The sequence below is a fragment of the uncultured Victivallis sp. genome, from assembly GCF_944391105.1.
In the GTDB taxonomy this organism is placed as follows: Bacteria; Verrucomicrobiota; Lentisphaeria; order Victivallales; family Victivallaceae; genus Victivallis.
Map to the genome: position 1 here is coordinate 1 of NZ_CALXSK010000045.1, position 13,201 is coordinate 13,201.

At 59.2% G+C, this 13,201-nt stretch carries 14 protein-coding genes and 1 tRNA gene; 10 read left to right on the forward strand and 5 right to left on the reverse strand.

From position 1 onward, the window contains the following. Nucleotides 1-579: 579 nt before the first annotated feature. Nucleotides 580-653: transfer RNA gene (locus tag Q0K10_RS12585), tRNA-Gln, on the reverse strand. 138 nt (nucleotides 654-791) lie between these two features. Between Q0K10_RS12585 and Q0K10_RS12590 the strand changes: the two genes are divergently transcribed. From Q0K10_RS12590 to Q0K10_RS12625, 8 genes are all read left to right on the forward strand, one after another. Beyond that, nucleotides 792-1,748: a DUF368 domain-containing protein gene (locus Q0K10_RS12590; protein ID WP_294507602.1), complete on the forward strand. Its 957-nt coding sequence runs from the start codon at nucleotides 792-794 to the stop codon at nucleotides 1,746-1,748. After that, nucleotides 1,749-2,546: a prolipoprotein diacylglyceryl transferase gene (gene lgt / locus Q0K10_RS12595; RefSeq protein ID WP_294507604.1), complete on the forward strand. Its 798-nt coding sequence runs from the start codon at nucleotides 1,749-1,751 to the stop codon at nucleotides 2,544-2,546. Next, nucleotides 2,515-3,450 carry an RluA family pseudouridine synthase gene (locus Q0K10_RS12600; protein ID WP_294507606.1) on the forward strand — a complete coding sequence of 312 codons (936 nt, stop codon included), beginning with the start codon at nucleotides 2,515-2,517 and terminating at the stop codon, nucleotides 3,448-3,450. The genes lgt and Q0K10_RS12600 overlap by 32 nt, the downstream gene beginning before the upstream one ends. Before the next feature lie 415 nt (nucleotides 3,451-3,865). Continuing rightward, the gene (locus Q0K10_RS12605; RefSeq protein ID WP_294507608.1) at nucleotides 3,866-4,822 is read left to right on the forward strand and encodes a helix-turn-helix domain-containing protein; all 957 of its coding nucleotides are present in this window, start codon (nucleotides 3,866-3,868) and stop codon (nucleotides 4,820-4,822) included. A 101-nt stretch (nucleotides 4,823-4,923) separates the two neighbouring features. Beyond that, nucleotides 4,924-5,769 carry an undecaprenyl-diphosphate phosphatase gene (locus tag Q0K10_RS12610; protein ID WP_294507610.1) on the forward strand — a complete coding sequence of 282 codons (846 nt, stop codon included), beginning with the start codon at nucleotides 4,924-4,926 and terminating at the stop codon, nucleotides 5,767-5,769. Further along, entirely contained in the window at nucleotides 5,766-6,569 is an 804-nt protein-coding gene (gene proC / locus Q0K10_RS12615; protein WP_294507612.1) for a pyrroline-5-carboxylate reductase, read from the forward strand. The genes Q0K10_RS12610 and proC overlap by 4 nt, the downstream gene beginning before the upstream one ends. Beyond that, complete coding sequence (locus Q0K10_RS12620) at nucleotides 6,569-7,357, forward strand: glycosyltransferase family 2 protein (protein ID WP_294507614.1); 789 nt, start codon at nucleotides 6,569-6,571, stop codon at nucleotides 7,355-7,357. Before proC ends, Q0K10_RS12620 begins: the two co-directional genes overlap by 1 nt. Next, on the forward strand, nucleotides 7,354-8,184 hold the full coding sequence (locus tag Q0K10_RS12625; RefSeq protein WP_294507616.1) for an adenylate/guanylate cyclase domain-containing protein: 831 nt from the start codon (nucleotides 7,354-7,356) through the stop codon (nucleotides 8,182-8,184). The genes Q0K10_RS12620 and Q0K10_RS12625 overlap by 4 nt, the downstream gene beginning before the upstream one ends. On the opposite strand, the gene Q0K10_RS12630 is transcribed toward Q0K10_RS12625, so the two are convergent. Next, nucleotides 8,160-9,392 carry a hypothetical protein gene (locus Q0K10_RS12630; protein WP_294507618.1) on the reverse strand — a complete coding sequence of 411 codons (1,233 nt, stop codon included), beginning with the start codon at nucleotides 9,390-9,392 and terminating at the stop codon, nucleotides 8,160-8,162. The two genes, Q0K10_RS12625 and Q0K10_RS12630, sit on opposite strands and share 25 nt — an antisense overlap. Nucleotides 9,393-9,516: 124 nt before the next feature. On the opposite strand from Q0K10_RS12630, the gene rpmE reads away from it, so the two are divergent. Next, on the forward strand, nucleotides 9,517-9,717 hold the full coding sequence (gene rpmE / locus Q0K10_RS12635; protein ID WP_294480005.1) for a 50S ribosomal protein L31: 201 nt from the start codon (nucleotides 9,517-9,519) through the stop codon (nucleotides 9,715-9,717). Between the two features lie 83 nt (nucleotides 9,718-9,800). Then, complete coding sequence (prfA, locus tag Q0K10_RS12640) at nucleotides 9,801-10,892, forward strand: peptide chain release factor 1 (RefSeq protein WP_294507620.1); 1,092 nt, start codon at nucleotides 9,801-9,803, stop codon at nucleotides 10,890-10,892. A gap of 16 nt (nucleotides 10,893-10,908) precedes the next feature. Here the strand turns inward: prfA and Q0K10_RS12645 are convergent, their stop codons facing one another. The 3 genes from Q0K10_RS12645 to mnmA are packed head-to-tail and all read right to left on the reverse strand — an operon-like array spanning nucleotide 10,909 to nucleotide 13,181. Continuing rightward, the gene (locus Q0K10_RS12645; protein WP_294507622.1) at nucleotides 10,909-11,664 is read right to left on the reverse strand and encodes a class I SAM-dependent methyltransferase; all 756 of its coding nucleotides are present in this window, start codon (nucleotides 11,662-11,664) and stop codon (nucleotides 10,909-10,911) included. Nucleotides 11,665-11,679: 15 nt separating this feature from the next. Then, nucleotides 11,680-12,117: a 23S rRNA (pseudouridine(1915)-N(3))-methyltransferase RlmH gene (locus Q0K10_RS12650; protein WP_294507624.1), complete on the reverse strand. Its 438-nt coding sequence runs from the start codon at nucleotides 12,115-12,117 to the stop codon at nucleotides 11,680-11,682. After that, nucleotides 12,108-13,181 (reverse strand): tRNA 2-thiouridine(34) synthase MnmA, encoded by a 1,074-nt coding sequence (gene mnmA / locus Q0K10_RS12655; protein WP_294507626.1) that lies wholly within the window; start codon nucleotides 13,179-13,181, stop codon nucleotides 12,108-12,110. The genes Q0K10_RS12650 and mnmA overlap by 10 nt, the downstream gene beginning before the upstream one ends. Nucleotides 13,182-13,201 lie beyond the last annotated feature (20 nt).

The window sequence follows — 13,201 nt, forward strand, 5'->3', positions numbered from 1 at the left end:
TACACTCACCCGAACAATACCTTTCTCGCAGGCACGAGTTCGACGCAAAGCGGCGCACGGAATGCCGGAGAGCGGGGTCCCCGAAAAGTAGCGATCCCGCAACACGGGGACCCGAGGCCCCTGCCCGAAGGGTAAGCAACTTTACTACAGTCACCCGAACAATACTTTCTCGCAGGCATGAGTACGACGCAAAGCGGCGCACGGAATGCCGGAGAGCGGGGTCACCGAAAAGCAGCGATCCCGCAACGCGGGGACCCGAGGCCCGTGGCCGAAGGGGAAGCAACTTTACTACAGTCACCTGAACAATACCTTTCCCGCAGGCATGAGTACGACGCAAAGCGGCGCACGGAATGCCGGAGAGCGGGGTCCCCGAAAAGCAGCGAGCCCGCAACGCGGGGACCCGAGGTTCGTGGCCGAAGGGGAAGCAACTTTACTACAGTCCAATACCTTTCTCGCAGGCATGAGTACGACGCAAAGCGGCGCACGGAATGCCGGAGAGCGGGGCCCCCGAAAAGTAGCGATCCCGCAACGCGGGGACCCGAGGCCCGTGGCCGAAGGGTAAGCAACTTTTTGGGGAAATGGCAACCCCGCCAAGATTCGAACTTAGACTAACTGGACCAAAACCAGTTGTGCTACCATTACACCACGGGGTTATGAGTGGATGGTCATACAAAATAACTCCATTTGGCTAAAAAATCCAGATAAAAAATGAAAAAATTGCTACGTTTTTTAAAAAAGTGGTGTATATTTCGGAAATGAGCCGGAAGACCAACAGGGGAACAAGGGATACGATGAGCGGAGAAATCAGAAAAAAGCGTTCGATCAAGGAATATCTTCGGATCTACATTACAGGCCTGATCATGGGGGGAGCGGATGTGGTGCCCGGAGTTTCCGGAGGGACGATGGCGTTTATTCTCGGGATTTATGAGGAACTGATCGAGTCGATCAAGAAATTCACTTCGGCCGAGGCGATTGCGATAGGGCTGAAGTTTCAGGTGAAGAAGGCGTTTCAGACGCTGCCGTGGCCGTTTCTGCTGGCATTGGGTCTGGGAATAGTAACAGCGATCGTGCTGCTTTCGTCGCCGATACACTGGATGCTGGCGAATCGGCCGGTGCTGATCTGGGCGTTTTTCTTCGGGCTGGTGGTGGCATCGATCTTCACGGTGTTCGGGCGGGTGCGGAAATGGAATCCACCCGCGGTAATCGCGCTGATTGCGGGAACGGTTGCGGGCTGGGTAGTTGTCGGTCTGCCGCTGCTGAACAATCCGCCGGACAGCCTGCTTTATCTGGTGCTGTGCGGAGCGATCGCGATCTGTGCGATGATTCTGCCGGGGATTTCGGGTTCGTTCATTCTGCTTCTGATGGGGAAATATCACCTGGTGCTGAATGCGGTTCACGAACTTAAAAGCATGACGAATGTCGGGCAGAATCTGCTGATTCTGGTGTCGTTTGTCGTGGGGATCGTCATCGGGATCAGTTCGTTCGTGCGGCTGCTGAGCTGGCTGTTCCGGAAATTCCACGATCTGACCGTGGCGGTGCTGATCGGTTTCATGGCCGGTTCGCTGCGGAAAGTGTGGCCGTGGAAGGCGAGCGGAGCGGACGACGCCCCGAACGTGCTGCCGCAGGAGTTCAATACGGAATTCTGGTCGGCGATCGGACTGGCGGTGGCGGGCTTTGTACTTGTGCTCGTACTGGAAACCATCGCAAAACAGCTGGAAAAACGGAGCGCAAAGGCGAAGGAGGCGTAAATGTATCCGATCCTGATCTCGATTGGAAAATTTTCCATTCGCAGTTACGGAGCGATGGCCGCGGTGGGATTTCTGCTGGGGTGCTGGCTCGTGAACGTGAACCGCAAATACGCGAAGATGAGCGCGGATCAGGCGTCAACATCGGTGTTTGTGGCGATGATTTCGGGGATTATCGGGGCGCGGATCTTCTATGTGGTGCAGTTCTTCGACAATTACCGGGAGAATCTGTGGAATGTTTTCCGGATCGATCAGGGGGGGCTTGTATTTTACGGGGGTTTTCTGCTGACGCTGGTGACGTTGTGGCTCTACTGCCGCTGGAGCAAACTTGATATCATCCGGGTGTTTGATGTGTACGCGCCGGCGCTGGCGATAGCGCACGCCTGCGGACGGATCGGCTGCTTTCTGAACGGCTGCTGCTGGGGGAAACCGACGGATCTCTTCTTCGGGGTGACCTATCCGGAGGGGAGCACTCCGGCGCTGTGCTATCCGGGGCAGAGTCTCTACCCGGTGCAGCTCATCGAGGCCGGCGAACAGATTGCGCTTTTTTTCCTCTACTTCTGGATGGTACGTCATACGCGGCGCGGGGTGACGATGTCGAGTTATCTGATATTGTACGGGATTCTCCGTTTCCTGAACGAACTCATGCGCGGAGACAATGCGAAGGTGGTGGAGTCATTCACGATTGCCCAGGTCATCGGGTTTGCCCTGATCCCGGGAGGGATCGCGCTCCTGATCTACTTTTTGCGCACCGGGGCGAAGAAGCAAGATGAACCGGAAGATACTGAGCTTTCAAATTGATCCGCAGGAGGCGGGGACACGTCTGGACCGCTGCCTGTCGCGGCTGATCCCCGGGTCGTCCCGCACCTATCTGCAGAAGCTGATCGCCGAAGGACTGGTCACTTCCGAGGGGACGGCGCTTACGGTTCCCCGCTATCCGGTCCGGGCGGGAATGCGCGTAACGGTGGAAGTGCCGGAACCTGAGAGTACGGAGCCGGTCGCCGAACCGTTCGATTTTCCGATTCTTTATGAGGACGAGGCGATGCTCGTGATCGCCAAACCGGCGGGAGTAGTGGTGCATCCTGCGGCGGGGAATCCGACCGGAACGGTCGTGAATGCTCTGCTCGGGCGGTATCCGCATCTTGCCGAAACGCTCGCGTGCACATCGGGCCGCCCCGGAATCGTGCACCGGCTGGACAAAGATACGTCCGGCTGCCTCGTGATCGCCAAGACGCCGGAAGCGCAATACAAGCTCAGCAGCGCATTCGCGTGGCGCGAAACCGGCAAAACCTATCTTGCAATCGTGCGTGGAGTTCCGCGGCGTCCGGAGGGAGAGATCACCGGGCTCATCGGCCGCCATCCGGTCAACCGGCAGAAGATGGCGGTGGTCGAACGAAACGGGAAACTCGCCGTGACGCGTTATCGTCTTGTACGGAGCGGTATCATCAATGGAGTTCCGGTCAGTCTCATGGAAGTGAAGATTCTGACCGGGAGGACCCACCAGATCCGGGTGCACCTCTCATCGATCGGGATTCCGGTGCTCGGGGATGCGACCTACGGGGGAACGGCTGCGGCGCTTTCCGGAATCGGCCGGCAGATGCTGCACGCATGGAAGCTGAAAATTCCGCACCCGCTTACGGGAGAGGAACTGGAATTCACGGCGCCTGTTCCGGAGGACTTTCAGACAACGCTTAATCTTTTTTGATTTTTCCGGTCTTCCATTCTTGAAAAGAGAAACGGAAATGCTATGTTTTAAATGAGGGGTATTCATTCTGTGCTTTTTCGATCACCAGGCGATGAAGAAGAAGCGCTTCGGCGGCCTGCATTGTTCAGAAAAACAGATGCACGCAAATTCATCCAGCCTGTTTGCCGCGAAGAATATGTAATTGAAAAATTAACAAATTAAGCGACGAACGGTTTGGATTCGGCTGAAAAGGCGATATATTATACTCTATATGAGAAATGTCGGACGGGACGGGGAATGCCGCCATTGCGAACCACCGGCCCGGACAGTTATCCGGTTTGTCTGCAAAAGATTGAGATGACACCTGCGGCTCGGAATTTCAAAGAGCGACCGGAAACTGTCGAAGAAATATGAAACGGTATAAAGAGAGGTTATCATGCCGATCACACCACTGAAGACGAAATTCGGGAAACTGATCCGCGATTATCTCCGCGATGCGGAAATCCGTCAGAACGATCTGGCTGCCCGGCTGCAGATTTCGGGTTCGGCCGTCTCCCAGATGCTGCACGGTAAAATCGTGCCGAATCAGCAGCAGCTCAACGTGATCTGTGAACTCCTGGAGCTGGATCGAGCTCAGGCGTTTGAATTGCAATCGATGCTTTCGTGCATCCGGACGGGGGCGGAAAACATGCGTTCTCCGTTCAACGAGGTGATGTTTTCGCTGCGCTGCCAGCGTGGACTCACGCATCAGCAGCTTGCGAATCTGTCGGGAATTCCGGCGTCGCATCTGCAGGTGTTCGAGAACTGTTTCGAGGCGGTGCCGACACTGGATGAGGCGAGCAAACTTGCGCCGATTCTGGGCTGCACGCCGGCGGCTCTGCTGCAGAGTGCGGGAGTCGGCGGGCTGTCACGTGCGGCGATCGACCAGCTGACTGCGGCGGGCGAAATGACGGAGGACGAAGTGTGCGAGGCGGTCGGAGCTTATCGTTCGGAACGTCAGGCGCCGCTGCTGAACCTGGTTGACCTGGAGAAATTCGACGGGAAATCCCTGGCCGTTTTCGCGCAGCGCGCAGGCAAAGTGCTCGAACTCGGGGAGCGGGATCTGCCGGAAGACACGGTGGCCGTGAGCGCCTCGGGTCGGGATCTGGCGATCGGGCTGCCCGGAAACATTCAGCTGCTTGTCGCACAAACCAGACCGGCGGGCTATCGCGAGCTCGATCTCTGCCGTACGGAAGACGGGAAATTCGTTCTTCAGGAGACGCGGCGGAACAACGTAAAGGAGTTCCGGCTGGCGGGAACGCGCAAGCCGAATACCTCGCCGGCAGTCTGGAAGCTGCCGGTGCTGGAGATGATCATCCGCCCGACCAAACCGGGTGCAAAGATGAAACAGTAATCGCTGCCGGAACAAAGGGAAAAGCGGCGGTTTTTACAGACAATGCAGGGCCGGGCGGAACGGAAGGAGCAGCCCGGTCGTTTTGAATGCTGGGATTCAAATTGAACATCTGGATTTACATCATCATCATGGCGGTGATTCAGGGAGTGGCGGAGTTTCTGCCGGTGAGCTCCTCTGGACACCTTGCGCTGCTCGGAGCGCTGTTCGGATTCGACGGGGAGAAGAGCCAGGCGCTCGGAATCGTGCTGCATGCCGGTTCGCTGCTTGCAATTGTTGTTTTCTATTGGAAAACGCTGCTCGGGTTTCTGAAACCGGAACGGTGGAGACTTGCGGCGATGCTGATTGTTGCGACAATTCCGGCGGGAGCCGCCGGGCTGCTGCTTGAATTCACGGGAGCGGCGAAAGAGATGTTCGACAATTTGTTTATGGTCGGCTTCGCGTTTCTCATTACCGGCACGCTGCTGCGGATGACGGAGAAACCCAAGCTCATCGTCCGCCCGGCGGGGGAAGAGGACGCGCCTCCGACGCCGCTGGAGAACATCTCGCTGCGCCAGGCCGTTGTGATCGGGCTCGGGCAGATGTTCGCGATTCTGCCGGGACTGTCGCGTTCGGGAACGACGATCACGGCGGGGATTCTGACCGGGGTGAACCGGGAGGCGGCGGGAACGTTCTCATTTCTGATGGCGATCCCGGTGATTGCGGGAGCGGCGCTGGTTCACCTGCTGAAAATCGTGAAGAATCCTCCGGAGGCGGGAGAGATCAGCATTCTGCAAATGGGCGTCGGGCTGGCGGTCTCCGCGGCGGTCAGCTACGGGGCGCTGTATTTCTTGACCAAACTCATCAAGCGGGGGAAGCTCGCCTGTTTCGCCTGCTATCTCTATCTGCTCGGCGGAGGCGTGATTCTCTGGCAGCTTGCTGTGATGATTAGAAAGGCAAACGGATTATGAAAAAACTGCTGTTCATCGGCGCCGGAAAGATGGCGACGGCAATCGCGGGCGGACTCGTCCGGGCGAAGCTGTTCACTCCCGGCGAACTTCAGGCCTATGACGTGAGCGAAACCGCCGCGGCGGAATTCACGAAAGCGACCGGAGCGGCGTGCGCGATTCAGGATTGCGCCGCGCTCGCCCGCGACGCGGAACGGGTGCTGCTCGCAGTCAAGCCGCAGACCATGACCGCGGCCCTTGCGGGACTCTCGGAGGTGCTGGCAACGAAACCGGTCATCACGATCATCGCGGGGGTGCCGATTGCGCGAATTGCGGAATTGACCGGATCGCGGCAGGTGATCCGGGTCATGCCGAACACGCCGGCGCTGATCGGCAAAGGCGCGGCCGGGATCGCCGCTTCGCCGGAAACGACCCCGGAGGAGCTTGCGCTGGCGGAGAAGATTTTCGGATCGGTCGGCACGGTCATGCGGGTGGAAGAGCGGAATCTCGACGCGGTAACGGCGCTCTCCGGCAGCGGACCGGCTTATGTGTTTGAATTCATCCAGGCATTGGCGGACGGTGGAGTTGCCTCGGGTCTCTCGCGGGCGGTGGCGACGGAACTGGCCGTTCAGACCGTGATCGGCTCTGCGGAGATGGTCAAGGCGACGAAACTGCATCCGACCGTGCTGAAGGATCAGGTGACCAGTCCCGGCGGCACGACGATCCGGGCACTTGAAGTGCTCGAGGATCGTGCGTTTGCGGGAGCGGTGATCCAGGCGGTCCGAGCCGCCTGCCTCCGTTCGGAAGAACTCGGGAGGAACTGATGAACGAATCAACGGATGCCGCCCGGAAAGAAGCCGCGGGCTGCCTTTCGGTCGTCATGCCCGCATACAACGAAGAGCAGACGATTGAGGAGATCATCAACCGTGTGCTGATGCGTCCCGAGGTGGGGGAACTGCTGATCGTGAACGATGCGTCGACGGACCGCACGTGGGATAATCTGCAGAAATTTGCGGACAATCCGCGCGTGCGTCTCTTCAATCAGGAGGTCAACCAGGGCAAGGGAGCGGCGTTGATCCGCGGTTTCCGTGAAGCGACGAAGCCGTATGTGATCGTTCAGGACGCGGATTTCGAATACACGCCGGAGGATTATCCGATCGTGCTGGCGCCGCTGCTCGCGGGCAAGGCGGATGCGGTTTACGGCTCCCGCTTCATGGGGACTCCTGGGCAGGTCCGCTATTTCCGGCATGAGATGGGGAACAAGTTTCTGACGTTTCTGTCGAACTGGTTCTCGGACATTCACCTTTCGGATATGGAGACCTGTTACAAGGCGTTCCGGCGCGAGGTGATCCAGAACCTGAAGCTCGAGTCATGCCGGTTCGGCATCGAGGTGGAGCTCACGGCGAAGCTCGCGCGCTCGCGGCGGCTGCGGATCTGGGAGGTTCCGATCTCCTACAATCCGCGCCGGTTCGACGAGGGCAAGAAGATCGGCTGGAAAGACGGGGTGGCTGCACTCTGCCACATCGTGCGTTTCAATCTGTTCACGGGGGACGAAGCGAGTTTCGTGCGTCCGTGGGACGAAGTACTTTCCGAGCGCCGGGAAACGCGATGAACTCCCGGGAAGAGCAGGCCAAAATCGCGGAACTCGAAACGCGTCTCGCTGCGGAGCAGGCGCGGAACGCGGAGCTGGAAGCCCAGCTGAAATCCGAACGGGAAGCTGCGCTCGACCAGCGGTTCTCGATGGTCGAAAACAGCCTCCGGCTGCTTGAACTCAAGGAGTCGCTCGAAGCGGAGAAGGAGAAATCCGCGAAGCTGTTGCGAAATCTTCTGCCGGAACGGGTCATTGCGGATCTTCAGGAGAACGGCGCGAGCAAACCGGAGCGTTTTGAGCATGTGACGGTGCTTTTTTCGGACATCGTCGGCTTCACGGACCGCTGCGCCGCGCTCGATCCGGAAGAGGTGCTCGCGGAGCTCACCGACATCTTCACGGAGTTCGACCGCATTTTCACGAGGCACAACTGCGAACGGATCAAGACGATCGGAGACGCATATCTCTGTGTATCCGGGCTGCCGACGCCGACGGATCAGCATTGTGCGAACATTCTTGCGGGAGCCGGCGAAGCGCTGCATTATCTGGAGAACCGCAATCTCGTCAAATCACACGTGTGGCGAATGCGGTTCGGCGTCCACACCGGGCGCGTGGTCGGGGGAATCGTCGGTACGGAGAAGTATATTTACGACATTTTCGGCGATACGGTGAACACCGCCGCCCGCATGGAGCAGCTGTCGGAACCGATGCGGATCAACGTCTCGCAGGCGGTGCGTGACACGGCGCCGGAGACATTCCGTTTTCTCGAACGCCCGGCGCAGGAAGTCAAGGGGAAAGGGATGATGAAGATGTACTTTCTCGACGTTCACTCTCCGTGTCCGGAGCGGTAGATCTGCTTTCCCCAGCGGTCGAGGCCGTCGGCGGGAATGAACATGCCGCCTGCGCGGAAGACTCCCTCCGACTCATAAAGGCGGTGAAATGCCCGCCGCAGTGAATTGTCGGCCGGGTAAGCGGCGAAATCGCCGTCGTCCCGCCCGAATACGAAGAACAATCCGGAGCGTTCTTCCGGCGGCGCCGGAAAGAGAAAAAGTTCGCGCATGAACTTCGCGAGGTTCGACTCCGGCAGCAGTTCCATCCAGGCAGGATTGAGAATCCACGACTCGCAGACGAACAACCGGATCTCCTTGCGAAACTGTTTCCGGAAGAAACGGACCGCCGCGCGCAACGACTCTCCCGCCAGCTCCGGCGTCATCCCCCCGCCGCCGGGGATATGGACGCTGGGCACCCACTCATGCGGAGTCAGAAGCGGTTCAAAGATCGCAAGGTCGATCATCCGGCGAACGCCGGGAACCGCCCGGCCGGTCGCCGGATCCACGGGGATCCCGGTCAGCATGGAGCCCGTCCGGTCGAGCGTTGCAACCGTGCCGCCCCCGCCGCATCGAAATCCCCGGTCGTCAAGATTCCAGCCGTCGCGGCAGAACGCTTCGATCCGCCCGGAAACCCGGTTGCGGTAGATGGCCGGGACCCAGTCCGGCGCGGAATGGATCAGAAATTCGAAACGGCCGATGCGGAAAAGTCTCCCGTCGATCGAGTGCTTCAGCCAGTGATGCTGGCGGAAATCAGTGCCGGGCAGACCGTTGTGGGCGGAGCCGTAAATCGACGTGGTTCCGGCGATCCACTTCGCGATTCCGCGGAGATACGACTCATCGAGGCCGAGTCCGGCATGGGTTTCGGCGATCCGCGGCAGAGCGGCCATGGCGGCCATGAGCGAAAAGAGCCCGGCGCCCTCCTCGCCGAGCGGACCGACCGGATACGGAAGTTTCCCGTGATCCGGTCCGGGAACGGCGCGCAGCAGCCAGCCGTCCAGCAGATTGGCGTAGATGCGCAGCGCGGCATTCGAACGGACCGCGGCGGAGAGAGCCTCCATCCGCACTTCCGGGATCTCACGCTTCAGTTCGAGCAGAGGCATCCAGCGGCGGAAGAATTCCACGGTCAGATGTTGCGGCATCTCATCCGACGTCTCCAGCCAGAACGGGGCGAAGAACTCCTCGAATTCCGCCGAAAATCCGCACCCGTGTAAAAAATCCGCCAAAATCATCGCAAAACCTCCGCTTCCGACTTGAAATTCCGCCGATCACTGTTATTTTATTAAAATTGCCGTTTATGAGCATTGAACAAGAGTTTTTATAATATAACCTGTAAAACGGAGTTGTGCAAAAAAAATGAAAAAAGACATTCATCCGAAGTACGAAGACGCCATTGTGACCTGCGCCTGCGGCGAAGTCTGGCACATTAAATCCACCCGTCCGGAGATGAAGGTCGGCATCTGCGCGAAGTGCCACCCGTTCTTCACCGGCAAGCAGAAGTTCGTCGACACGGCGGGCCGCATTGACAAGTTCAACCGCCGTTACAAGAAGGCGTAAGAGCTTTTTTTCGTTTTTTTCATTGATGACCCGGGCTTGCCGGAACGATCCCGTTCTGCAAGCCCTTTTTCGGATTACGTTTCATGGTTCCAGAAGACATAGCCGCATACATCGAGAATCTGCACGGGCGTTTCGCTGAGCTTGAAGAACGCCTGGCCGACCCGACGATCTACTCGAAGGGAGCAGAGTTCCGCAGCGTTTCGCAGGAGCACCGCAAACTCGGCACCCTGTTTGAGAAGTTCGACAGCTGGAAAAAGGCCCTTGCGGAACTCGCGAAAAACCACGAGATGCTGACGGTGGAGGAAGACGCGGAAATGCGCGACCTGCTCAGTGCGGACATCGAGTCGCTTGAGCAGAAAGCCGCGAAACTGGAGGAGGAGATCCAGGTTTCCCTGCTGCCTCCCGACCCGAACGATGCGAAAAACATCATCGTCGAAATCAAACCGGCCGCGGGCGGGGACGAAGCGGCGCTCTTTGCCGGAGAGCTCTTCCGGGCCTATCTGCATTTTGCGGAAAAACAGGGGTGGAAGGTTGAAATCCTCGACCAGTCCGATACGGATCTCGGCGGAATCAAGGATGTTTCCTTCTCCCTTTCGGGCAGCGATGTCTATTCCCTGATGAAATATGAATCCGGCGTCCACCGTGTCCAGCGCGTGCCGACGACGGAGGCGGGCGGGCGCATTCATACATCGACCGTGACGGTCGCAGTCATGCCGGAGGCGGAGGAGGTCGAGCTCGATATCCGTCCGGAGGATCTGCGGTTCGACGTATTCCGGTCGAGCGGCCCCGGGGGGCAGTGCGTGAATACGACCGACTCGGCCGTGCGCGTAACCCACATTCCGACCGGACTCTCCGTTGCGAGCCAGCAGGAGAAGTCGCAGCACCGCAACAAGGAGATCGCACTGCGCATCCTCTATGCCCGCATGCTCGAACATAAGCAGCAGGAGGAGGCGAGCCGCCAGGCGGCCGACAAACGTTCTCAGGTCGGCACCGGCGACCGCAGTGAACGGATCCGCACCTACAACTTTCCCCAGAACCGCGTGACGGATCACCGGTACAATGTGAACACCTTCGATCTGCCGAAGCTCATGGAAGGGGATCTGAATTTGATCCTCGACCAGATTCTGATGATCGTCTGCGAGCAGCGGCTCGAACAGCTCCGCCACCAGCAGTAATCACCGGCGACATCGGCTATCGTTTCCGGGCGAGCGTGGCCCAGAAGGTCGGAATGTTCAAGTCGTGAAGCCGCCCGGAACCGTTCGTATCCTCATAGAGGTCGAGCAGCGCGAATCCCGCTTTCAGCTGTCCCGCGATCTGCTCTTCGGCGGTGTGGGAGAACTGGCAGCCGGAATTGGTCTCGATGCCGCGCCGGTAAAGCGCCTCATCCGCGAGTGGATCGACCGGCAACGCGTTTTCAATGCGGAGCCCCTCGTTGTCCGTGATGAAGTTGATCCCGTTGTCGAGCCCCGCCATCAGAAGGCCGCCGGGCTTCAGTACGCGGAAACATTCGCGCCAGACATGGGCAACATCGCGGACATAGACGTTCGCGACCGGATGGACGATCAGATCAAACTCACCGTCTCCGAACGGGAACCGTTCACTCATATCCGCGCAGACGATCCGGATCGGATACTTTTCCCGCGTCCTCACCTGCCGCTCGCGCCGGAGCTGCTGTTCGGAGAGATCCATGACCGTGACTTCCGCCCCCTGCGCGGCCAGAAGCGGACCTTGCTGGCCGCCGCCGGATGCGAGCGCCAGCACCCGTTTTCCCTTGAGTTCGCCGAACCATTTGCGCGGGACCGGTCTGGTCGGCGTCAGCAGCAGCCGGAAATTTCCGCGCAACGCCTCCTCATACTCCTCATGAGAAATCGGGATCGACCACTCCCAGCCGTTGCGGCACCAGCCGTCGATGATCTCGGCATTTTGCTGAGTATATTTCAGTTTCATTTTCGATCTTCCGTTTTACGGATTGTGGTAGGAGCCGCCGTGCAGGATGTTCGTCGCCCGGAAAAGCTGTTCCATCAACAGCAGCCGTGCCAGTTCATGTGTAAAAGTGAGTTTTGAGAGCGACCAGAGCAGATCAGCCCGCTGCTTGACCTCCGGGGCAAGACCGCAGGGACCGCCGATGACAAACACGATCTTGCGGTCGAACGAACCGAGTTTTGCAGCAAACTCCGTGCTGGTGAACTGCCTCCCCTCCTCCGAAAGCACGACGACGGCGGCGGAGCGCTCTTTTTCCAGCGCCTTGACGATCGCCTGCCCCTCTTTCGCAACGTTCGAGTCGGGCAGTTCAACGATCTCAAGTTTTGCGTAAGGGGAGAGCCACTTGGCAAATTCGTCACAGCGCGCCTGAAGCGCACGATCCTTGAGCTTACCGATCAGCACGAGTTTCAACAGCATGATCCGATCACCCCTCCCCCGAGCAGCCGGTCTCCGCGGTAAAAGACCGCCGCCTGCCCCGGCGTGACCGCGCGCAGCGGAAGAGCCGGAATCACACGGCAGCTCCCCTCCCCCGCCGGCTCGATCCGGCAGGGAACCGCCCGACTGCGGTAGCGGATCTGCACTTCCATCTCCCCGCCATCCGGGGGAGTGCCGAGCTGCCAGACAAGATCGTGAACCGGAAATTCACGCGAAAGCAGCGCTTCCGGATCCGTCTCAAGCCGGATATCGCCCGACTGCGGATCGATCGCCGCGATGTAGGCGGGAACGCCGAGCGCGACGTTAAGCCCCTTGCGCTGCCCGATTGTGAACTGATGGATCCCCGTATGTCGACCGACACTCCTCCCCCGGTAGACGAACCGCCCCGGTTTCGCGGCGAAGCCGCAGAGACGTCGCAACGTCTCACCGAAACATTCGCCCGGCACCTGAAAACAGGCGTCCTGACTGTCCGGTTTCTGCGAGGTCACCAGTCCGAGGCGCGCGGCGATTCGGCGAACCTCCTCCTTCGCGAGCGTGCCGACCGGCAGAGAGAGAACCGAAAGTTCGCGCTGTCCCAGCCGGTAGAGAAAATAGCTCTGATCCTTTTTCAGATCGTCTCCCCGGCGCAGTACAAATCCCTCCGGACTCGGGTCGAGCTTCGCATAATGTCCGGTCAGAACGCGATCGGCCCCGATCTCACAGGCGAATTCGACGAGCATGCCGAACTTCACAAGCAAATTGCAGTTGCAGCACGGATTCGGCGTTCTTCCGGCCATGTACTCACAGGCGGCCGGTTCGAGCACGCGCCCCCGGAAGCGTTCAAAACCCTCAAGGAAATGATGCTCGATTCCAAGCGTCTTCACGACCTGGGCGATTGCCGCTTCATCCCGTTCGGAGACGCAGAGCTGCGCCGCCGAAAACGCCGGGTCCGGATGTTTCAACCGCAGCGTCGCACCGACAACCTCGCACCCCGCTTCGAGCGCGAGTGCCGCCGCCACCGAGGAGTCGACCCCGCCCGACAGCGCGACCACGACTTTTTCCTTCATTCCGCACCTCAATTTCAATC

Coding starts and splice junctions, on each gene's coding strand:
- Q0K10_RS12590 (WP_294507602.1), top strand. CDS start 792: ATGAGCGGAGAAATCAGAAAAAAGCGTTCGATCAAGGAATATCTTCGG.
- lgt (WP_294507604.1), top strand. CDS start 1,749: ATGTATCCGATCCTGATCTCGATTGGAAAATTTTCCATTCGCAGTTAC.
- Q0K10_RS12600 (WP_294507606.1), top strand. CDS start 2,515: ATGAACCGGAAGATACTGAGCTTTCAAATTGATCCGCAGGAGGCGGGG.
- Q0K10_RS12605 (WP_294507608.1), top strand. CDS start 3,866: ATGCCGATCACACCACTGAAGACGAAATTCGGGAAACTGATCCGCGAT.
- proC (WP_294507612.1), top strand. CDS start 5,766: ATGAAAAAACTGCTGTTCATCGGCGCCGGAAAGATGGCGACGGCAATC.
- Q0K10_RS12620 (WP_294507614.1), top strand. CDS start 6,569: ATGAACGAATCAACGGATGCCGCCCGGAAAGAAGCCGCGGGCTGCCTT.
- Q0K10_RS12625 (WP_294507616.1), top strand. CDS start 7,354: ATGAACTCCCGGGAAGAGCAGGCCAAAATCGCGGAACTCGAAACGCGT.
- Q0K10_RS12630 (WP_294507618.1), bottom strand. CDS start 9,392: ATGATTTTGGCGGATTTTTTACACGGGTGCGGATTTTCGGCGGAATTC.
- rpmE (WP_294480005.1), top strand. CDS start 9,517: ATGAAAAAAGACATTCATCCGAAGTACGAAGACGCCATTGTGACCTGC.
- prfA (WP_294507620.1), top strand. CDS start 9,801: ATGGTTCCAGAAGACATAGCCGCATACATCGAGAATCTGCACGGGCGT.
- Q0K10_RS12645 (WP_294507622.1), bottom strand. CDS start 11,664: ATGAAACTGAAATATACTCAGCAAAATGCCGAGATCATCGACGGCTGG.
- Q0K10_RS12650 (WP_294507624.1), bottom strand. CDS start 12,117: ATGCTGTTGAAACTCGTGCTGATCGGTAAGCTCAAGGATCGTGCGCTT.
- mnmA (WP_294507626.1), bottom strand. CDS start 13,181: ATGAAGGAAAAAGTCGTGGTCGCGCTGTCGGGCGGGGTCGACTCCTCG.